Source organism: Sphingomonas sp., from assembly GCF_017304615.1.
GTDB lineage: Bacteria > Pseudomonadota > Alphaproteobacteria > Sphingomonadales > Sphingomonadaceae > Sphingomonas.
Genome location: NZ_JAFKLZ010000002.1, coordinates 626,265 through 645,584, shown reverse-complemented (window position 1 = coordinate 645,584; position 19,320 = coordinate 626,265). Strand labels below are relative to the sequence as shown.

The 19,320-nt window shown below is 65.2% G+C and carries 16 protein-coding genes and 5 pseudogenes; 14 read left to right on the top strand and 7 right to left on the bottom strand.

Annotated elements, in window-relative coordinates; genetic code table 11:
* The first annotated feature begins 4 nt into the window (after nucleotides 1-4).
* A complete protein-coding gene (locus J0J06_RS11350; protein WP_294041989.1) occupies nucleotides 5-325 on the top strand; it encodes a non-heme iron oxygenase ferredoxin subunit in 321 nt (106 codons plus the stop codon).
* Here J0J06_RS11350 and J0J06_RS11345 read toward each other — a convergent pair.
* A complete protein-coding gene (locus tag J0J06_RS11345; RefSeq protein ID WP_294041988.1) occupies nucleotides 322-1,977 on the bottom strand; it encodes an AMP-binding protein in 1,656 nt (551 codons plus the stop codon). The two genes, J0J06_RS11350 and J0J06_RS11345, sit on opposite strands and share 4 nt — an antisense overlap.
* A gap of 93 nt (nucleotides 1,978-2,070) precedes the next feature.
* On the opposite strand from J0J06_RS11345, the gene J0J06_RS11340 reads away from it, so the two are divergent.
* The 10 genes and pseudogenes from J0J06_RS11340 to J0J06_RS16865 form a co-directional block, all read left to right on the top strand.
* Nucleotides 2,071-3,042, top strand: a complete 972-nt coding sequence (locus tag J0J06_RS11340; RefSeq protein WP_294041986.1) for an NADPH:quinone oxidoreductase family protein — start codon at nucleotides 2,071-2,073, stop codon at nucleotides 3,040-3,042.
* A gap of 62 nt (nucleotides 3,043-3,104) precedes the next feature.
* Nucleotides 3,105-3,722: a TetR/AcrR family transcriptional regulator gene (locus J0J06_RS11335; protein ID WP_294041984.1), complete on the top strand. Its 618-nt coding sequence runs from the start codon at nucleotides 3,105-3,107 to the stop codon at nucleotides 3,720-3,722.
* A 10-nt stretch (nucleotides 3,723-3,732) separates the two neighbouring features.
* Nucleotides 3,733-4,512: an IclR family transcriptional regulator C-terminal domain-containing protein gene (locus J0J06_RS11330; protein WP_294041982.1), complete on the top strand. Its 780-nt coding sequence runs from the start codon at nucleotides 3,733-3,735 to the stop codon at nucleotides 4,510-4,512.
* Nucleotides 4,513-4,613: 101 nt separating this feature from the next.
* Complete coding sequence (locus tag J0J06_RS11325) at nucleotides 4,614-6,101, top strand: 4-hydroxyphenylacetate 3-hydroxylase N-terminal domain-containing protein (protein WP_294041980.1); 1,488 nt, start codon at nucleotides 4,614-4,616, stop codon at nucleotides 6,099-6,101.
* Between the two features lie 59 nt (nucleotides 6,102-6,160).
* The gene (locus J0J06_RS11320) at nucleotides 6,161-6,598 is read left to right on the top strand and encodes a flavin reductase family protein (RefSeq protein ID WP_294042495.1); all 438 of its coding nucleotides are present in this window, start codon (nucleotides 6,161-6,163) and stop codon (nucleotides 6,596-6,598) included.
* A 29-nt stretch (nucleotides 6,599-6,627) separates the two neighbouring features.
* Nucleotides 6,628-7,515, top strand: a complete 888-nt coding sequence (locus J0J06_RS11315) for an alpha/beta fold hydrolase (protein WP_294041978.1) — start codon at nucleotides 6,628-6,630, stop codon at nucleotides 7,513-7,515.
* Nucleotides 7,516-7,517: 2 nt separating this feature from the next.
* Nucleotides 7,518-8,465 carry a 3-carboxyethylcatechol 2,3-dioxygenase gene (locus tag J0J06_RS11310; RefSeq protein ID WP_294041976.1) on the top strand — a complete coding sequence of 316 codons (948 nt, stop codon included), beginning with the start codon at nucleotides 7,518-7,520 and terminating at the stop codon, nucleotides 8,463-8,465.
* Nucleotides 8,466-8,583: 118 nt separating this feature from the next.
* Nucleotides 8,584-10,779, top strand: coding sequence for a TonB-dependent receptor (locus J0J06_RS11305; RefSeq protein WP_294041974.1), 2,196 nt, complete (start codon nucleotides 8,584-8,586; stop codon nucleotides 10,777-10,779).
* 24 nt (nucleotides 10,780-10,803) lie between these two features.
* Nucleotides 10,804-12,024 (top strand): FAD-dependent oxidoreductase, encoded by a 1,221-nt coding sequence (locus J0J06_RS11300; RefSeq protein WP_294041973.1) that lies wholly within the window; start codon nucleotides 10,804-10,806, stop codon nucleotides 12,022-12,024.
* A gap of 103 nt (nucleotides 12,025-12,127) precedes the next feature.
* A pseudogene (locus J0J06_RS16865) lies at nucleotides 12,128-12,217 on the top strand (hypothetical protein); the annotation flags it as partial.
* 42 nt (nucleotides 12,218-12,259) lie between these two features.
* Here the strand turns inward: J0J06_RS16865 and J0J06_RS11295 are convergent.
* A pseudogene (locus tag J0J06_RS11295) lies at nucleotides 12,260-12,358 on the bottom strand (integrase); the annotation flags it as partial.
* Between the two features lie 383 nt (nucleotides 12,359-12,741).
* Here J0J06_RS11295 and J0J06_RS11290 point away from each other — a divergent pair.
* Both J0J06_RS11290 and J0J06_RS11285 read left to right on the top strand, forming a co-directional pair.
* Nucleotides 12,742-13,440: pseudogene (locus J0J06_RS11290) on the top strand (transposase); the annotation flags it as partial.
* 203 nt (nucleotides 13,441-13,643) lie between these two features.
* Nucleotides 13,644-13,806 (top strand): annotated as a pseudogene (locus tag J0J06_RS11285) (IS481 family transposase); the annotation flags it as partial.
* A gap of 107 nt (nucleotides 13,807-13,913) precedes the next feature.
* Here J0J06_RS11285 and J0J06_RS11280 read toward each other — a convergent pair.
* Nucleotides 13,914-14,741, bottom strand: a pseudogene (locus tag J0J06_RS11280) (IS3 family transposase); the annotation flags it as partial.
* A gap of 100 nt (nucleotides 14,742-14,841) precedes the next feature.
* Nucleotides 14,842-15,441, bottom strand: a complete 600-nt coding sequence (locus J0J06_RS11275) for a histidine phosphatase family protein (protein WP_294041971.1) — start codon at nucleotides 15,439-15,441, stop codon at nucleotides 14,842-14,844.
* Between the two features lie 581 nt (nucleotides 15,442-16,022).
* Between J0J06_RS11275 and J0J06_RS11270 the strand changes: the two genes are divergently transcribed.
* Entirely contained in the window at nucleotides 16,023-16,808 is a 786-nt protein-coding gene (locus J0J06_RS11270; RefSeq protein WP_294041969.1) for a DUF72 domain-containing protein, read from the top strand.
* Here J0J06_RS11270 and J0J06_RS11265 read toward each other — a convergent pair.
* Genes J0J06_RS11265 through hemC form a run of 3 tightly spaced genes read right to left on the bottom strand, consistent with a single transcriptional unit; the run spans nucleotide 16,805 to nucleotide 19,300 of the window.
* The gene (locus J0J06_RS11265) at nucleotides 16,805-17,662 is read right to left on the bottom strand and encodes a hypothetical protein (RefSeq protein ID WP_294041967.1); all 858 of its coding nucleotides are present in this window, start codon (nucleotides 17,660-17,662) and stop codon (nucleotides 16,805-16,807) included. The genes J0J06_RS11270 and J0J06_RS11265 overlap by 4 nt on opposite strands.
* Before the next feature lie 31 nt (nucleotides 17,663-17,693).
* Complete coding sequence (locus J0J06_RS11260; protein WP_294041965.1) at nucleotides 17,694-18,359, bottom strand: uroporphyrinogen-III synthase; 666 nt, start codon at nucleotides 18,357-18,359, stop codon at nucleotides 17,694-17,696.
* Nucleotides 18,356-19,300, bottom strand: coding sequence for a hydroxymethylbilane synthase (gene hemC, locus J0J06_RS11255; protein WP_294041963.1), 945 nt, complete (start codon nucleotides 19,298-19,300; stop codon nucleotides 18,356-18,358). The genes J0J06_RS11260 and hemC overlap by 4 nt, the downstream gene beginning before the upstream one ends.
* Nucleotides 19,301-19,320 lie beyond the last annotated feature (20 nt).

Genomic DNA, 19,320 nt, shown 5'->3' with positions numbered 1-19,320 from the left:
TTTCATGAGTGAAGTGCTTATTGCCGTCCCCGAAGCCGACGGCATGGCCGATGGCGACGTCCGCCGCCTGTGTTCGCCAGCGACCGGCCCGGTCGCGATCTTCCGCATGGATGGCGCGTTTTACGCCATCGCCGACACGTGCAGCCACGGCCAGGCGTCTCTGGCCGAAGGCTGGCTCGAAGGGTTCGAGATCGAATGTCCGGTCCATTCGGGGCGATTCGACATCCGGAGCGGAGCGCCGCTCGCCTTTCCCGTCACCGAGCCGGTCGCCACCTACGCTCTCCGCCGCATCGACGGCGTGCTGCACGTGGTGGTGCCTGCCTAGCCTTCGCGTCGCCGGGCCTCGCGCTCGCGTAGAGCGAGGCGTGAGATCTTCAGGTTCTCGTTGCGCGGGATCTCGTCGACGATCTCGAGCAATTTGGGGATTTCCATCGGCGACAGCAGGTCGGCCAGGAACAGCCGCAGATTCTCGATCGTGAGTCCGGCGGCGTCGCGCAGGCTGACGATCGCCTTCACGGTCTCCCCGCGATAGGCGCAGGGTACCCCGATCACTGCGGCTTCGCGCACCGCGGGGTGCTTCAGGACCGCGCTTTCCACATCGGCAGGATAGACGTTGTAGCCGCTGGCGATGATCACGTCTTTCAGCCGGTCGAACACGGTGACCGCGCCGTCGGCGTCCATGGTGCCGATATCGCCGCTGCGGAAGAAGCCGTCGACGAACGCCTGCGCGGTCGCATCGGGGCGCTGCCAGTAATGCGGCATGACCTGCGGACCCCGGATGCAGATCTCGCCCGGCTCCCCAGTTGCCACGCGGATCGACGGGTCGCGCGTCGAGCGGACCTCCACCTCGGTGAAGGGCAGGGGGATTCCGGTCGCTCCGTCATGGTGCCGTGCCGGTGAGGAATAGATCGCGGCCGGTGAGGTCTCGGTCATTCCGTACAGGGTCGTGATCGTCAGGCCCGTCGCATCGCGAAAGCGCTTCTTGAGCTCGGCCGAGACCGGCGCGGCGCCGCACTGCGCGTTGCGCAGCGACGACCAGTCGAACTTGCCGCGCGTTTCCGCGGCATGCAGCAGCGCGGTGAACATGGTCGGCGGCGCCAACAGCAACGTAATCCTCCGCTGCTCGATGGTGTCCAGCGCCGCGTCGGCGTCGAACCGGGGCATCCAGGCCATCTCGCCTGCAATGTTGACCATGAAGTTCTGGATGGGTCCGACGCCCGACACATGCGTGACGGGTGCTGCGGCGAGCACGGATTCCGCACCAGGCCTCAGTTCGGGGAACCAGCTGTGCATCTGCACGACGTTGACCGACAGGTTCGCATGGGTCAGCACCGCTGCCTTGGGCGCGCCGGTCGTGCCGCCGGTATATTGCAGCACCGCCGGCTGCGTGAGCGGGTCGACCGTGGCGCGTGCGACCCGGCCCGCTCCAGCCATGATGGCAGCGGTGGTCAGCGTGCCTTCGCCGTTGCCAACCGATGCGGGCGCGTGGGGATCGCCGCTGCGCGCGCTCGTCGCGATCAGCGTCGGCTTCACCGCCGACGCGCGCCGGATCTGGGCCGCCTTGCCGAGCAGCGCTGCATCGTCGAGCGTGAAGATCGCCTTCAGTCCCGCATCGTTGGCCTGGTCGGTAAGGCGCCTGACGGAATAGAGCGGGTTCAGCCCGACTCCGATTGCGCCGACGTGCCACAGGGCGAAGGTGAAGACGGTGAATGAAGGATGGGCCGGGGCGAGGAAGCCGACCCTGTCGCCTGCGCCGATGCCCGCCGCGGCGAAACCGGCGGCGAGGTCCTCCACGAAGGCTGTGACCTCCGCGTAACTAAAGCTCTCCTCGGCGAACGACGAACATGGGCGCGCGCCGAAGGTCGACGCTGCCCGATCGAGCAGGACGGACAGCGGCATGGGGTCGGGCGACGCCAGCGCCGCGGCGCGCGGATTATAGAAGCGGGCCCAGGGCTGGCTCATTGCGGAGGTCGTCATGGCGGTCGTTATCCTCTCGATATCCCGACGTCGGTGCGCCTTGCCCGAAAACATACCTTTGCGTATGGCTGGATGCAACAGGGGGGTGGCGCGATGAAGGCTTGGGTGGTTGAGGGGTATGGGACGCTGGACCGCGTCAGCATCCGGGACGTTCGCATTCCCGTCGTGCCGGCGGGCTGCGCGCTGGTCCGTGTGCTGCGCGCGGGTTTGAATTTCGCCGACGTCATCAGCGTGCGCGGCGAATATCAGGTCAGGACCGATCCGCCGTTTATCCTTGGTGCGGAAATCGCCGGCCAGGTCGTCGATACGGGTGGCTTCGCACATCTTGCCTTTGGCGACCTGGTGATGGCGCAGGTTACCTCGGGCGCCTATGCGGAATATTGCGCAGTGGACGCTGCGCGGCTGATCCGTCTCGCGCCGGGCACAGACCCCACACAGGCCGCCGCGATCCCGATCTCCTATACAACTGCGTCGATCGCGCTCTTCGACACCGCCGGCTTGCGAGCGGGCGAGACCGTGCTGATACACGCCGCAGCGGGCGGCACCGGCATCGCCGCGACGCAGCTCGCACGCAACGCCGGCGCGCGCGTCATCGCGGCGACCGCCGCGCCGGAAAAGGCAGCGGTGGCGACCGCCAACGGTGCCAGTGCCATCGTCAACAACCGCGCCGCAGACTGGGTCGAAACGCTACGCGGGATCGCGCCGGGCGGGATTGATGTCGTGCTGGATCCGGTGGGCGGAGACATCACGCTGCAAAGCGTCCGCGCGCTCGCCTGGGGCGGGCGTCTTCTTATCGTCGGCTTTGCCAGCGGGGCTATTCCCGCGATCCCCGCCAACCGCCTGCTCGTAAAGGCGGCGTCGGCGCGGGGCGTGTTCTGGAAATTCGATGCTGATCCATCCGGCATCGCCGCGGTCCAGAGGGGGCTTGCCACGGCATTGGCAGAGGGAGCTATCCGTCCCACCATCGGCGCGACAGTGCCGTTCGCGGCGCTCAAGGAGGGGCTTGCGGAACTTGCAGGCGGGCGCACCATCGGGAAGCTGGTTCTCGACGTGGAAAATGCTTGACCCGGTGTCATGGTGATTCCGGTTTGCCGACGATTGCGATATGGGCCCGGGCAATAACGGAGGTGGCGGTCTACATGGCAAAACAACAGGCGCAGGCAAATGCCGATCAGTCAGAGCGGCTGTCGAAACACGACTGGATCGTGGCCGCGCTGCAGGAAGTCGGGAATGGTGGCGTCGCGCAGGTCCGTATCGAGGTGCTGGCACGCGTCCTAGGCGTGACGAAGGGCAGCTTCTACTGGCATTTCAAGGACCGCGATGCGCTGCTGGGCGAAATGCTTCGGTTCTGGCAGCAAAGCCTGACCTCCGAGGTCGGCCGCTTCGTGCGCACGAAGATCGAGACGCCCCGTGAACGCCTCTCCTACCTTCTCGGACTAGCGTCGGAAGATCGCAGCGACGTCCCCGGCGGAACGACTGAACATGCGCTGCGCGAATGGGCGCGGTCTTCCGAACTGGCGCGCCACGCCATCTCCGACGTCGACAGCGAACGGCTTACGATCATCGCCGAAATCTACCGCGACATGGGGATGAGCAAATCTCGCGCCGCCGCCGCCGCGCTGCTCGCGCTGTCGCATCTCATCGGAGTCAACGTCATTCACCGAGATGTCGGACTTCAGGCCTTTCGGGCGCAGCGGGAGGTCTGTTTGGAATTCCTTCTCGAACTTCCCGAACGGATGCAGTGACCTCATACTGATGGCCGAGCCGAACCGCCCCTATCGAGAGGTTCGGGCTCTGGAACGCGGGCTCGCGCTGCTGGACGCGATGGCGGACATGGGCTGGTCATCGCCGACCGCGCTCGCAAACCGGGCCGGCATCGACCGGTCCAGCGCCTATCGGTTGCTGGCGACATTGGCCGCGGCAGGGTTCGCCGTGCGCCGCGACGACGGTCGCTATTATCTTGCGCCGAAGGTGCAACGGATCGGGCTGGAGATTCGGCAAGACGATCTTGAACTGCAGACCGCACAGTCTGAGTTGGATGTGCTTGTCGTCCGAATCGGCTGGCCGAGCGACTACGCCGTCATCAAGGACGGGCGCCTGACGATCGCCGCTTCCACGCACCCGCGGACTACAATGACGGTTTTTCGCCGGCTCATCGGACAGCATCGCCCCCTGCTGCGCTCTGCCCTGGGCCGTGCGATGCTGGCGGCAATGGACGATGGGCAGCTTGCGCAAACGCTTGAACTGGTGCGCGCCGCAGCGGGGGAAGACGCTAGTGAGATCGAAGTTGATGGCGCAGTTACCCGGGCCATTGAGCAGGCGCGGCGGGATGGATTCGGCGCCAGCCATGGCCTGATTGAATCCGGTACCAGCGCGATCGCGCTTCCCCTTCGCCGAGACGCTCACGTTATCGGTGCGGTCAACATCGTCTTCTTCTCTACGGTGTTGACGCCAGCGACAGCGGCGGCACGGTTTCTGCAGCCGCTGCGCGACTGCGTCGAGCGCATCGAAAGGCAAATCGGCTCGCTCCATTAACTGTTCACTACGTGAACAGCATGCAACTTCGCCTTTGGGCAACCACTGGCTCGAGTTAAATACTCTCCCGTACGGTACTGTTGATCGGCGGGAGAGAGTTTATGGGCGTGCGGACGGGTGCCGAGTATCTGCAGGGGTTACGATCGAGTCCGCGCGACGTCTGGGTCGGCGGGCAGCGAGTTGACAACGTCGCCGATCACCCGGCGTTCAGTGCGGTCGCGCGCGAGATTGCGGCGCTGTATGACATGCAGCACCATCCCGAGCATCGCGACAGCCTAACCGCCCTCGACGCGGTCACGGGCGAGCGCTGTGGTATTGCGTTCGAGCCCGCGCGGACCGTCGATGACTTGCGCAGGCGGCGCGAAGGATACAGGCTTTGGGCGGAGGCGAGCTTCGGGCTGCTGGGGCGGTCCCCCGACTTCCTCAATACCACTCTGCTGGCGCTGTGGGAGGATCGTCACGTCTTCGGCGAGGCCGGGCAGCGGTATGCGGATAACGTCGCATGGTATTACGACCATGTCCGCCGTCACGACCTGTTTCTGAGCCATGCGCTGATCCCACCGCAGAACGATCGCACGAAGCAGAGCCACGAACACGGCGCACTTCACCTTCGCGTCGTCGGTGAGGAAGGCGGCGGGATTCGCATCGGCGGCGCCCGCATGATCGCCACTTTGGGGCCGGTCGCTGACGAAATCCTGCTGTACAATTTGCCGGGCATGAGGCCCGGCGACGAGGACCATGCGCTGATCTGTGCGGTGCCCGCCGGTGCGCCGGGCCTGCGCCAGATTTGCCGCGAGCCCTACCAAATGGCTGGCGAACGCGCCGCGTTCGACCATCCGTTGTCGACGCGGTTCGAGGAAAATGACTCGCTTTTGGTGTTCCACGACGTGTTCGTGCCGTGGGAGCGGGTTTTCAGCTACCGCGACGTCAAGTTGTCGGGAGACATGTATTTCCGCACCGCGATCCGCAACCACACGGCCTACCAGACCAATACACGTGCCTTGGCGAAGATGCAGTTCGCTACCGGCCTCGCCATGGCGGTCGCGCGCTCGATCGGTGCCGACGCCTTCCTGCATGTGCAGCACATGCTGGGCGAATGCATCGGCTATGTAGAGCATCTCAAGAGCGGGTTGGCACGCGCCGAGGTCGAGGCAGAGCGTACCGCAAGCGGCACGCTGCGACCTGCCCTCGCGCCGCTCCAGGCGCTGCGTACAATGCTGCCGCAAGCCTATCCGCGGGTAATCGAAGTCCTCCAAACGATCGGCGCCGGCGGGTTCATGCTGATGCCGTCGGGCGCCGATCTGGCGGCGGAGGAGATAGCGGGCGATACCGCGACGTATTATGCCGGCGCACAGCTGTCGTCGATCGATCGGGTGAAGCTGTTCAAGCTCGCTTGGGATCTGGCCGGCGAGGCGTTTGGCCAGCGGCTCGTCCAGTATGAGCGCTATTATGCCGGCGATCCCGTCCGCAACATCGCCGGCACCTATCTCGCGGTTGACGACACCGATTACCGGCGGTTGGTGGAGGCGGCTCTCGCGCTGGCAGGGGAGCCGCAACCCGCCGGGCTCGCGCCGGCGTCGGCGGCGTGAACGGCCGGGCCGAGGTGCAGGCTGCACCCTGCGTTAGCGCGGAGTCGTTCCGCGGCGCGATGGCGTGTCTGGCCAGTGGTGTAACCGTGATCTCCACTCGGGACGCGCAGGGCGCCCCCCACGGCGTCACCGTCAGTTCGTTCGTTTCGCTGTCACTCGACCCGCCGCTGATCCAGTGGAGCCTGCGCCGAACCGCGCCATCTTATGCGGTTTTCAGCAAGGCGCGCCACTTCGCGGCCAACATCCTGGCCGCCGACCAGGAGGAGGTGTCCCGGCGATTCTGCGCTCCGGTCGATCGCTTCGCTGCGCTCCGTGCGGCGACCGGCATGGCAGACGTACCCCTGGTGCCGGGCGCGCTCGCATGGATCGAATGCGAGAGGGTCGACGAGTTTCCCGGGGGTGATCACGCGATCTTTCTGGGCCGCGTAATGCGCGCGCGCCACCGCGACAGGCCGCCGCTCGTCCACTGGCGAGGTGGCTATCACAACATCGCCTGACCACGCAACGACGACAACAGGATCTGCCAATGGAAACGCCGTACCACAGCATCTGGACCGATCTCGGTCCCACCGAGTTTCGCCAGGGTTATATTGATGCCGGCGGTGTCCGAACGCGGTTCATCAGCGCGGGCGACAGCGACAAGCCGTTGCTGCTGCTACTCCATGGCACGGGCGGCCACGCGGAGGCCTATGTGCGCAACTTCGCTGCGCATGCGGAGCACTTTTGGACGGTGGCGATCGACAGCGTTGGGCATGGCTGGAGCGACAAGCCGGCCGGCGGTTATGAAATTGGCGATTATGCGAGGCACGCGCTGGCAGCGATCGACGCGCTCGGGCGCGAGCGGGCGCACGTCTCGGGCGAATCGCTTGGAGGCTGGATCGCGACTTATCTTGCGGTTAACCACCCGGATGCGGTGGACCGGGTCGTGCTCAATACCGCGGGCGGCTGGACCGCGCACCCGGAGGTGATGGACCGGATCAGGCGCCTGTCGACGCGGGCGGTGGAGAATCCCGACGCCGCGATGATCCGCGAACGTCTCGAGATGCTGATGCACGACAAGACCAAGGTCACCGATGATCTCGTCGAGGTGCGCCGGCGCATCTATCGCCAGCCGGGCTTCGCCGCCGTGATGCGCGAGATCCTGTGCCTTCAGGACATGGAGGTCCGGCGGCGCAATATGATCACGCCCCACCAATATGCATCGATCAGGGCGCCAACGCTGGTGTTGTGGACCTCGCATGATCCCACCGCGACCGCAGTCGAAGGCAAGCAGATCGCCGACATGATTCCGGGCAGCCAGTTCGCCGTGATGAACGAGTGTGGGCACTGGCCGCAATATGAGGATGCGGACACGTTCAACCGTATCCACCTGGCGTTCCTGCTGGGTCGCGACGCCGGTACCGGGGGAGAATAGCGATGCCGTTCGCTCTCGCTTGTGCCTCGCACTCCCCCGTCATGCTCAACGCGGACCTCGCGGACGATGCCACGTGCATGGCGGTGAAGGCATCTTTCGACCGGATGGCCAGCTTCATCGAAGACTTTGCTCCCGATCACATCATCCAGTTCGCGCCCGACCATTTTCACGGTTTCAATTACGGTATGATGCCGAGCTTCTGCGTCGGGACGGCTGCGCGTTCCTATGGTGACTGGGCAACGTCAGACGGCCCGCTGAAGGTCGACGAGGTGTTCGCGCTGCAGGTGCTCGACGCGATACGTGCAGGAGACGTGGATGCAGCGCTTTCTTATGCGATGGTGGTTGACCACGGCTTTGTCCAGATGTGGGAACTGATGTTCGGCCGGGCGGACCGCTATCCCGTCGTGCCGATCTTCGTGAACTGTGCCGCCCCGCCGCTGCCGACCTATCGCCGCGCGCGCCTGCTGGGCGAAGCGGTAGGACGTTTCGCGCGGCGCTGTAGCCTGCGGATCCTGTTCGCCGCATCGGGCGGGCTGTCCCACGATCCCCTGGTGCCCCGCATCGCTGGCGCGAGCTCGGAGGTGCGGGACCGCCTGACCGGGGCGGCAGCGCTGACCCGTGACGAGCAGCGAGCACGGGAAACTAAGGTTCTTGCCGTCGCAGCGGACGCCGCGCGCGGGGAGGGGCCGGTACGGCCGCTCAACCCGGCCTGGGATGTTTGTGTCCTGGAAATGATCGCGGCGCAGGACTGGGAGGCTCTCGACGCCTTGGATACCGCGGCGGTCGACGCGGTCGCGGGTTCGGGAGCCAACGAACTCTTGGCATGGGTCGCCGCGTCCGCGGCGATGGGAGCAACCGGTCAATACCGTATCGCACAGAAGGAATATAGGCCGGCGCCAGGATGGATCGCAGGTGTCGCGCACCTCACCGCCACGGGCGAGCAAACATAAGTATTGACAAGAATCGACTATAAACATACGACGACGTATTGACGAGCGGGAAGTCCGCCGGATGAGCTGCGCGTATCTTGGTGTTGCCCAACGAGGCAAAGGGGAGAGGAATATGGGAATGCAGGTTCTGAAGCGGCCGTTCGCATTATTTTGCGCGGTGAGTTTCCCGGCGATCGCGCAGGCGCAAGCGGTCGCGCCAGTTCCTTCCGCTGCGGCCACGCCGCAGGACACGCCGACGACCCCCGCCGCGACCCCGCCCGATAACAGCGGCATTGCCGACATCGTGGTCACCGCTACGCGCCGTGAAGAACGGCTTCAGAATATTCCGGTGACGGTGACGGCGATCGGTGGCGAAGCGCTTGCAAGTTCTGGCGTACGCGACGTTCGCAACCTCACTCAGATCATTCCGGCATTTAACGGCGGTCGTAATCAAAACGTGATGCAGCCGAGCATTCGCGGAGTCGGTTCGGCAGGGAATTCTACCGGGGACGAGAGTAATGTCGCGATCTACGTCGATGGCATCTATCAGGCGGACCCATATTCGACGCAGATCGACCTCGTCCAGGTCGAGCGGGTCGAGGTGTTGCGCGGCCCGCAGGGCACCGTGTTCGGCCGCAATGCCACTGGCGGGCTGGTCAACGTCATCACGCCGGATCCCAGTTTCACGACGAGTGGCCGGATCGCCGCGCGCTACGGTCGCTCCCGAGAAGAGGCGAATGACGTCGATGTTCGCGGTTATGTGACCGGAGGGCTTGGCAAAACAGTCGCAGCCGATCTTGCGGTGTTATACCGCAAGAGCGACGGTTACATCAGTGACCTCAACACCGGTGGAACGTTGGGCGCTGCGCGGACGATTTCGCTACGCAGCAAGCTAATGTTCGAACCCAGCGATTCGGCAAAAATCATCCTGACCGCGGCGTATGTCGATTCGAAAGATCAGGTGGCGTCGCAGCAGCCGTTCCGGGGAAACACCGCCGCTGCGCCATTCCCAGGAGTGATTATTGCCGACCAGCCATGGGAGGCAGCGCTCAACGGGCGCGGTCGGTCCGACTACAACCGGTTCGATCTGTCGCTGCGCACGCAATTCGATCTGGGCGGTGTGAGCCTAGAGACTACTAGTGCCTTCATGGCAACGCGGGTAAATCAATTCGCCGATTCGGACGCCTCGAACATTCTGCTGGGCTATACTGACATGCGGGTCCGGCCCAAGACGTATAGCCAGGAGGTGCGGCTGCTTTCCACCGGTGTCGGGCGCTTCAAATGGATCCTCGGAGCCTATGCGTTTCGCCTGACCGGCGAACAACCGGTGTTCGTCTACAGCGCGACATCTCCCACTGCGGTGCCGAGCCAAACGCTACTTGAGCCGAAGGTCACGACAACCTCCTTTGCAGGCTTTGCGGAGGGCACTTACGAGATCGTCGATTCTCTCTTCTTTACGGGAGGTGTGCGCTACACGACCGAGAAACGTACCTTCGAGCAATCGGTAAATGGCACACCGCTGCCGTTCGGCACCGCCCGCAGATCATTTGACAAATTTACCTATCGCGCTGCGCTGCGATATAATTTTGCCAATCACGCTAATGTGTATGCAAGCTACGGCACCGGTTTCAAGAGCGGGGTGTTCAATACCTTCGGCACGTCGCCAATCGCGGTGAATCCGGAGTCGATCAAGGCGAGCGAAATTGGGTTGAAAGTGGACCCTGCGTCATGGCTCAGGACCAACCTGTCGGTCTATCGCTATGACTATAGCGACCTGCAGGTGACGGCGCGTTCGGCCAGCAATGCCTTCATCTTGCAGAATGCGGCGAACGCGAAGATCTACGGCGGAGAGCTGGAAGTCACTGTTGTTCCCATACACGACCTCAACCTCCGCGCCTCGGCGGTCTACACACATGCCGAATATGACAAGTTTCCCCAGGCGCAGGTCTTCATCCCTAGAACAACCGGCGGCAATATCGTGAGCTCCGCAGATGTTTCCGGCAAATGGATGATCCGCACACCGCGCTATACCTTTAATCTGGGCGGTACGTATGGCGTCGACATCGGCAAAAGCCGCCTCACCGCGAGCGCGAACCTGTTCCACAGCGGCAAGGTCTATTATGACTTCCTCAATTCGTTGGTGCAGGCTTCCTATACGACTTTGTCCGGGGAAATCGGCTGGCGCCTTCCCGGCGAGAAGATCAGTTTTAGCTTGTTCGTGAACAATCTGACCAACGCGAAGGTGGCACAGCAAATCTCGCCGGGTCCGCTTGGCACCTATATTATCTACGAACGGCCGCGGCGCGTCGGTATCGGTGCGGAAATCCGCTTCTAGGTAGCGGGGACCGACGAGGCCGGCATGACCATGATCGGAACGATCGCTATAGTCGGCGCCAATCTTGCCGGCGCTCAGGCGGCGGCCGCCGTCCGCTCCGGCGGGTTCGAGGGGCGCGTCGTGCTGATCGGCGAGGAGCCGTGGCGGCCCTATCAACGGCCGATGCTGTCCAAAGAATGTTTGCGGTCGGACACGGTGCCGGCGGGGTTCGAGCTTCGAGACGAGCGGTGGTACGACGACAATCAGATCGACCTGATACTCGGGACGAGGGTCGAGGCGCTGGACCGTGCCGGGGGCCAACTGCGGCTGGCCGACAGCCGCTGCATCCCGGCAGATCGGGTCCTGCTGGCCACCGGCGCGCGGGCGCGCAGGCTCAATCTTCCGGGCGCGGATGCGGCTAACGTGCATCACCTCAGGACCCGCGCCGATGCGGACGACCTGCGCGCGGCGCTTCGGCCGGGGGCCGCGATCGTCGTGGTGGGGATGGGCGTGATCGGCGCGGAGGTCGCGGCGAGTGCCGTCCAGGCCGGATGTCGGGTCACCGCCGTGGAACCGGGCGGCGCGGCCATGCTGCGCACGCTGGGTGGCCGTTTCGGAGGGTGGTTATCGGAACTCCACAGGGCGCGGGGCGTGACCGCGCATTACGGAGTGGGCGTCTCTGCGCTGGAGCGGGAAGGCGGTACGGTACGCACCGTGATCCTGACCAACGGCGTGCGGCTGGAATCGGACGCCGTGGTGGTGGGCATCGGCGTCGATCCCAACGTCGAACTCGCCGCGACCGCAGGCCTGCGTGTGGCCAACGGGATCGTGGTCGATGCGCGGGGCCGGACGAGCGATCCCCATGTCTGGGCAGCGGGCGACGTGAGCAACCAGCCCGGCTTCTTCGGCACGCGGGTCAGGCTGGAGACCTTTCGCAATGCCGCCGATCAGGCGGAGGTCGCGGCCGCCGCAATATTGGGCGGCGCTGGCGGGTATCTCCAGCCCTGCTGGTTCTGGTCCGACCAGTATGACTGCAACATCCAGGTCGCAGGACGGATCGACGACAGCCTCAGGCTAGTCCTGCGCGGGGACCTGGAGTCCGACGCCTTTACCGCCCTCTTCCTCTCGGAGGGAATTGTAGAAGGTGTCCTTACCGTCAACCGGGGCGCGGACATGGCGGTCGGTCGACGGCTGGTTGAACGACGCGCGTCCGTCGACCTTAGCGCCGCAGGTGACCTGCAGGTTCCGCTCCGAAGCCTGGTCTAAGCCATTTTATACTATAGAGGCTAATGAGTGCAGACGGAAATACTCTCGATCGAAGGTTCTGGAGGCCTAACTCTTGTGGCTGAGGCCCGGGGGGCGAGGAGCAATGCCGGTCCTGCTCGCCCATGGGGGCGGTCAGACCCGGCGCGCTTGGAAGCGGGTAATGAGCGATCTGGCCGATGCGGGGTTTCGCGCAATCGCTGTCGATGTGCGCGGACATGGCGACAGCAGCTGGTCCAGATCCGTCGGCGAGCGCGAGGGCGTCCTCAATGTCAACGCCAAGGTACCGCACCGTGCTCTCGATCCTGGTATGGCCGAGCAGGATTTGGACCGCCCGACCCCGAACCTTCTTGGCGTGGTCGAGCATGAAGCGAATGGCCCAAATCTCTTCGGCTTCAGCGCTCGCTTCGCGCCAATTTTTCGTCCGGCGTTCCAAGCAGGTCCCGTGTCGGCTGGGTCAAATGAGGAAATGTCCCATCCCTTTTCTTCGTTGGCCGGAATTGGCCACCGGGAAAACGCGATGCGAAACGATCGCCGAAGGCAGACCTTTCAGATATCCAACGCGGCGTGCGCGAAAAAACCGCCCGCTCGCGGATTAATAAAGGGCCTGCCATCGCCAATTTTTCCTAGAGCATCTTCCGAGCTGACAGACTCGTTGGGGATTCCCAAGGCGGTCGCGATCTGATTCAAGCTGCGTGCTGGCGAGGGAGGCTGGCATGCATGACCAAAGCGCTGTCGATTGATCTTCGTGAGCGGGTGGTGGCGGTGATCGACGGCGGTCTATCGCGGCGCCAGGCGGCGGCGCGGTTCGGGGTCAGCGTGTCGAGTGCGATCCGGTGGCACGCGCTGGCGCGGCGGACCGGTACGGCTGCACCCCGGCAGCAAGGTGGCGACCGTCGCTCGGGTCGAGGCGCACGCGGACGTGATCCTCAGCGCGATCGCCAGACAGCCGGACATCACCCTTGCCGAACTGCGCGAGCTGCTCGCCGGACACGGCGTCACTGTCGGCATCGCGACGCTGTGGCGGTTCTTCGCGCGCCGGAAGATCACGCTCAAAAAAAGTCCGGGCATGCAGCGGAGCAGGATCGTCCCGATGTCGTAGAGCGCCGCGAGGCATGGTTCGACGGCCAGCTCGATCTCGACCCCCACACCCTCGTCTTCATCGACGAGACCGGGGCGAGCACCAAGATGGCGCGGCTGCACGGCCGCGCGCCGCGCGGGCAGCGGCTCCGGGCGAGTATCCCGCATGGCCATTGGAAGACGACGACGGTTACCGGCGCTCTGCGGCTGACCGGCATGACCGCACCGATGGTCCTCGACGGCCCGATGACGGGCGAGTGGTTCCTTGCCTATACCGAGCAGGTGCTGGCGCCGACGCTAAAGCCCGGCGATGTCGTCATCATGGACAACCTCCCTGCCCATAGCCGCGCGTTTCTCAAGCTGTTCAGCCTGACCAGCGACGAGATTGTCGGCCGCCGTCTGCGCGACCTCGATCAGGGGCAATGGGATGTCGCAGCGCTTCGCGAACTCCTGGAGCATGTCGTTCCCGATAGCGCCGCGATTAGGTGTTTGATCCCCCGGTTTGATGGTGCGATCCTTTCGTTGGAATGGAAGGAAGCCGTATGGGACAGGTACGTCATGGGTGCGCCACGACCACGCACGCCGTCCGAGCAGCAATACAGCATGTCGCAAGCTTCGCTCGCGACGCTGAGCCGTGAGCTGGGGATCAACCCGAAGACTGTGGCGAAGTGGCGTAAAAGGGCGACGGTCGAGGATTTAAAGACCTGAGCTGCCCCCTTCTGAGTGGTCCATCGACTATGACAGTCTGGATCGAGGTGAGCTTCACCCCATCTCTGGTCCGGTCTTTGTGAGAAAACCGGCTTCTCTTTTCGTCAGGGCAGGCATGCCTGCCCTGACGAAAAAGCGCGCTCCATCGGGGTTTGGTTGCCGAGGGAGCTGTGCGGACGGAGCTCGTTATAGTCCCGCCGCCATGCCTCACATTTTACCCGAGCGTCGTCCAAGCTCAAGAACCAGAACGCGTTGAGGCATTCGGCCCGCACGCGACCGTTGAAGGCTTCGGCGAACGCATTGTCGGTGGGTTTGCCGGGTCGGCTGAAGTCCAGCACCACATCGTGCTGATAGGCCCATAGATCGAGGTCCTTCGAGATGAACTCAGGGCCATTGTCCAGACGAATGCGTCTGGGGCGGCCGTATGCCGCTGCGATGCGGTCAAGCGTCTCAACAACGTCGGCGCCGCGGTAGCTCGTCCATACGTCGAGGGCCGGCGACACGCGCGTGAAGTTGTCCACGATCGACAACACGCGGATCTTGCGCCCGTCGAAAAGCTGGTCCGACAGGAAATCCATCGACCAGCACTCGTTCGGTGCCGTTGCCGTCGTCCGGTCGTCGCGCAGCTTCGCCTTCACCTTGCGCTTGGGTGTCTTGTTGCGCAGCTGCAGCCCCAGCTCGCGATACAGGCGGTGCGTTCGCTTATGGTTGATCTCCCAGCCTTCGCGCCGGAGCAACACGTGGATGCGTCGGCACCCGTAGCGAACACGGGTCGCAGCCAACTCCTTGATCCGCATCTTGAGGCCGGCCTGATCGAGGCGGCGGGACTGGTAGCGCTGGGTCGATCGATTGATCGGAAACGCGCCGCAGGCTCGCCGTTCGCTGACCTGGTAGCTCGCCTGCAAATAGCCGACGATCTCCCGGGCTCGGCTGCTCGCTGAACCTCGACTTCTTCATCGGCGGATTCCCTCGTTCGGCACCTGCCAAACCTAACCGGGATTTTCCCACATAAAATGGACCAGTTTGAAGGGCTCAGGTCATCAGGTGGAGCCGGGTCTCGATCCCGTTCTCGACAAGGAACATGGTTCCCTGCGGCGCATCCTCCGCGATCGGCACACCGTTGAACGGTTCACCGCCCGCCAACAGCCCCCGCAAGACGCGCAGCGTCATGCCGTGACTCACCACCAGCACATCCCGGTCGGGTGACAGCGTCACCAGCCAGTCCCGCAGCCGCGCCGCAACGGTCGGATAATCCTCTCCGCCAGGCGGCTGCACCGTGAAAAGACGCCGATCGGTGCACAGGATCACGCCGTCCGCAGCAATGACGTCCGCGTAGAGCCGCCCCTCCCACGCGCCAACCTCCAGTTCGACCAGTCGAGGATCGGTGGACACGTCGAGGAAATCCCGGTGAAGATGCTCGACAATGATCGCGACGGTTTGCAACGCCCGTCCCGCCGTCGATGCCCAGATGTCGATTTCGCGAGGGTCGGCCAGGAAATCGGCAAGCGCCGCGCCCATCGCTTCGGCCTGAGCGATGCCGGTGCGGCTGAGTGGCGTATGGACGCTGTTGCCCTGAATTCGGGCGGCCGCATTATAGACGGTCTCACCATGGCGAGCGAGGAAATAGCGCATCTGAAATTGCTCGCTAACGGACAGACAGTGCATGTCGATCCGACGGCTGCCGGTTCAGGACAAGTGCAAAGGATGCACGACGCGTTGCGATCGGTTGAAAGCGATCGTGATATGGAGATCAATGAGGGGCGGCTGCCGGATCGGGCACGAGCGGCACGAATGTCAACACTTGGGCGCGTTGCCAATGGCCCGCTTCGACCAGTCCGATCGGCCGCTTCCATCAGGGCCGGACGTTCACCGTAGTAGGATTGAAAGACTGGCCCTGGTCGACAGCCGTCATCGCTGCGGCGGCGCGAGGAAGGGCAGCTATCTGGGGTTCGCTGCCCGGAACCTGACAGTCGGCAGACGGCCCATAAGCCGCTGTTGAAGGTTACACGGTGGCCTTGAGGAATGACGGTAGCGAACGAATCCCTTCGCCCGCTCCAGCTTCTTGCCGCGAAATAGCGGCGCTATTTCGCGAATCGCAAGAAGCACGGCCGGCATGGCGAAGCCATGGCCGACGACGCGGCTTTGCCGCGGCGGATTCCCGATCACCGCGCCAGCTATCGCCTCTTGCCCCGTCACCGCCTATCCTCCTCGCCATGGCGAACATCCGAATCGGAATCGGCGGCTGGACCTATGAGCCGTGGCGCGGGACCTTCTATCCCGACAAATGGCCGCACAAGCGCGAGCTGGAATATGCCAGTCGCCACCTGACCGCGATCGAGGTCAACGGCACCTATTATTCGGGGTTCAAGCCGGCGACGTTCGCGGGCTGGGCGGAAGTCGTGCCAGACGACTTCGTGTTCACATTGAAGGCGTCGCGCTTCTGCACCAACCGCAAGGTGCTGGCGGAGGCGGGCGAATCGATCCGGCGCTTTACGAGCCAGGGAATCGTCGAGCTCGGGCCGAAGCTCGGTCCGATCCTGTGGCAGTTCATGGCGACCAAGAAGTTCGACGCGGACGATTTCAGGGCGTTCCTGAAACTGCTTCCCGCCGAGCAGGACGGCGTCGCGCTGCGCCATGCGGTGCAGGTCCGGCACGACAGTTTCCACGTGCCCGAATTCGTCGATCTGTGCCGCGCCGCCAATGTCGCGATCGTCTATGGCGAATCGCCGGACTATCCGGCGATTGCCGACGTCACCGCCGACTTCGTCTATGCGCGGCTCGAAAGCAGCGTTGAGGAGGAGCCCATCGGCTATTCGCCCGACGCGCTCGATCGCTGGGCCGGCGCCGCGAAGCGCTGGGCGGCGGGCGCCGCTCCCGATGGCCTGCCCTATTTCGGTGCGCTGCCGCCCAAGCAACCGCGCGACGTCTTCGTCTTCATGATCTCCGGCGCGAAGGTACGCAATCCCGCCGCGGCGCAGGCGTTGATCGCCCGCGTCTAGCGGGCCGCGGGGGTGGCTGGATTGACGACTCTGCCCTGCAGCGCGGCGGTCTCCAGCGTGTCGAGCGCCTTTCGCGTTTCGACATAGCGTTTCGCCCCGGTCATCCAGCCGGTCGCCTGCGCCGCGCCGGGCAGCTTGCCCACTTCCTCGACCGCCGCTTCGACTTGATCCTGCGACAGCATCCGCCGCACGCGCGCGAGGCGCTCGCTCGGCACCGGCGACGGCATATTCTTCGGATGGACGACGATCAGGCTGCCGAACAGCCGCCACACCGCGCCGCCCCAGCCCGCGCTGCCCGACGGGCCGAGCGCGAGCTGCGGCCCGATCTGGTCGAGTCCGAGCCGCAAATCCTCGACCGTCACCGGATTGCGGGACGCCGCGATGACCGCGTTGACCTCATTGGGCTGGGTCGCGCCGAAACGGTCACGCAATTGCTGTTCGAGATAGCCTAGCCCCTGACCGCGACTGATCTGCCGCCGCGCGGCGAAGGCGACGAGCAATCCCTCGGCGCGGGTTGCGTTGCCGTAAGCGTTGGCCGAGGCTGCGGTGATCGCCGCGCCGCGCTGTTCGAGCGCGGTGAGTTGCGCGCCAAGCAGTTCCTGCCGCGCCGACAGCGAAGCTGGATCGGTGGCGACCGGCGGCGTGACGATGACCTTGGTGGGTTGCGGCGCGACGGCGGCCTGCGGTTGCGTCGTGGTATCGGCGGTCCGGAAACGGTTGATCGCCCAGACCGCGATCATCACGCCGACGACGAAGGTCGCCAGCGCGATCCAGCCGACGGTCGCCAGCGTCAGTTGCCGCAAGGCGGGGGGCGTAGGCGGAACCGGCGCGGGGGGCGGCGTAACGTCGCTCATCGTCCCCTTATCGGCGGCGCCGCGCGCAGGGTCAATCGGCGAGACGCCGCGCGAGCGCCACCAGGCTTGCGTCGTCCGGCATTGCGGCAGCGGCCACCCCGGCCCAGCCCGGCCCCGCCCCCGCTGCGACGGCGTCGCTGATCGCAGCGAGGCGGATCGAGGCGCGGGCGTCACCGACGAGGCTGGCCAAGCGCTCGGCGGCGCGCGCGGAGTGGAGCAACGCGACGGCGCCCGCCAACGAGGCAATCCCGGCGGGATCCATCGGCAACGGATCGCTTGCGTAAACCGTGATCGCTTCGGCAACCACGCCGCCCGCGTGCACGCGCCTTTCGCGCCCACCGAGCAAGAGCGCGCGGGTAAAGCCGCGCTCCGTGAGCGTGGCGACGATTTCGGCCCCGTCGCCGTCGCCGGTCGCGGCGATCGTCAGGCCGCGCGTCCGGGCCGCGGCGGCGGTGGCTGGCCCGACCGCGAACACCGGCAATCGCACCAGCGCGTCGAGTCCGGGACCGGCCAGTCGCGGCGCGTTGGCGCTGGTCAGGATCAGCGCGTCGAAGCGGTCGGGATCGGGCACGGTCCAATCGACCGCGCGCACGTCGAACAGCGGCAGACGGATCGCGGTCAGCCCAGCGGCTTCGACGCGAGCGACGGTGGCGGCATTGCCGGGTTCGGGCCGCAGCACCGCGACCGCGCGACTCATGCGCGGAAAGCCGCGCGAACCGATGGCGGTGCGCGATCGAGCAAGGCGCGAGCAAGGTCGCGTGCCAGCGTGTGGTCGTCCACGCTAGCGGCGAGGGCTGGCGCTTCTTCGCGCGACAGCCGCAGTGCCTGGGCGTCGGCCGCGACATGCGCCGCGCCGTCTTCCGAAAATAGTTCGGCGCGTAAGGTTACGAGGTTGCCTTCGACCGTCGCCAACGCGGCCACCGGCGAGTGGCACGTCGCGTCCAGCGCGGCGAGCAAGGCGCGCTCGCACCGCACCGCGCGGCTGGTGTCTGCATGGTCGATCGCGCCGAGCAGGCCGCGCGTCATGGCGTCATCGGCGCGGCATTCGATCCCGACCGCGCCTTGCGCCGGGGCGGGGAGCATCTGGTCGATCGGCACCGCCACGCCGACATCGTCGCGCCCCAGCCGGATCAGCCCCGCCGCCGCGAGCAAGGTGGCGTCGGCTTCGCCCGCCGCCAGCTTGGCGAGGCGCGTATCGACATTGCCGCGGAACAGTACCACCGACAGGTCGGGCCGCGCGCGCAGCACTTGCGCACGGCGGCGCGGGCTCGACGTGCCGACCACGCCGTCCGGCCGAATCGCGGACAGGCTGTCCGCACCGACCAGCCGGTCGCGCACGTCGGCACGTTCGAGCATGGCTGCAATCACGATCGCATCGGGCCGGACCGTCTCGACATCCTTCATCGAATGCACTGCGATGTCGATCTCGCCGCTGAGCAAGGCGCGGTCGAGTTCCTTGGTCCACAGCGCCTTGCCGCCGATTTCGGCCAGCGCGCGATCCTGCACGCGGTCGCCGGTGGTCTTGATGACGTGGATTTCGCACGCGACGCCGTGCGCGGCGAACAGCGCATCCTTGACCATAGTGGCTTGCGTGAGGGCGAGCGGCGATCCGCGCGTGCCGAGACGGATAGGGGGCATGGCTTGTGCTACCGGGCGAG

Coding starts and splice junctions, on each gene's coding strand:
- J0J06_RS11310 (WP_294041976.1), top strand. CDS start 7,518: ATGCCGTTCGCTCTCGCTTGTGCCTCGCACTCCCCCGTCATGCTCAAC.
- J0J06_RS11325 (WP_294041980.1), top strand. CDS start 4,614: ATGGGCGTGCGGACGGGTGCCGAGTATCTGCAGGGGTTACGATCGAGT.
- J0J06_RS11275 (WP_294041971.1), bottom strand. CDS start 15,441: ATGCGCTATTTCCTCGCTCGCCATGGTGAGACCGTCTATAATGCGGCC.
- J0J06_RS11320 (WP_294042495.1), top strand. CDS start 6,161: ATGGCGTGTCTGGCCAGTGGTGTAACCGTGATCTCCACTCGGGACGCG.
- J0J06_RS11315 (WP_294041978.1), top strand. CDS start 6,628: ATGGAAACGCCGTACCACAGCATCTGGACCGATCTCGGTCCCACCGAG.
- J0J06_RS11350 (WP_294041989.1), top strand. CDS start 5: ATGAGTGAAGTGCTTATTGCCGTCCCCGAAGCCGACGGCATGGCCGAT.
- J0J06_RS11300 (WP_294041973.1), top strand. CDS start 10,804: ATGACCATGATCGGAACGATCGCTATAGTCGGCGCCAATCTTGCCGGC.
- J0J06_RS11340 (WP_294041986.1), top strand. CDS start 2,071: ATGAAGGCTTGGGTGGTTGAGGGGTATGGGACGCTGGACCGCGTCAGC.
- J0J06_RS11305 (WP_294041974.1), top strand. CDS start 8,584: ATGCAGGTTCTGAAGCGGCCGTTCGCATTATTTTGCGCGGTGAGTTTC.
- hemC (WP_294041963.1), bottom strand. CDS start 19,300: ATGCCCCCTATCCGTCTCGGCACGCGCGGATCGCCGCTCGCCCTCACG.
- J0J06_RS11345 (WP_294041988.1), bottom strand. CDS start 1,977: ATGACGACCTCCGCAATGAGCCAGCCCTGGGCCCGCTTCTATAATCCG.
- J0J06_RS11260 (WP_294041965.1), bottom strand. CDS start 18,359: ATGAGTCGCGCGGTCGCGGTGCTGCGGCCCGAACCCGGCAATGCCGCC.
- J0J06_RS11265 (WP_294041967.1), bottom strand. CDS start 17,662: ATGAGCGACGTTACGCCGCCCCCCGCGCCGGTTCCGCCTACGCCCCCC.
- J0J06_RS11270 (WP_294041969.1), top strand. CDS start 16,023: ATGGCGAACATCCGAATCGGAATCGGCGGCTGGACCTATGAGCCGTGG.
- J0J06_RS11330 (WP_294041982.1), top strand. CDS start 3,733: ATGGCCGAGCCGAACCGCCCCTATCGAGAGGTTCGGGCTCTGGAACGC.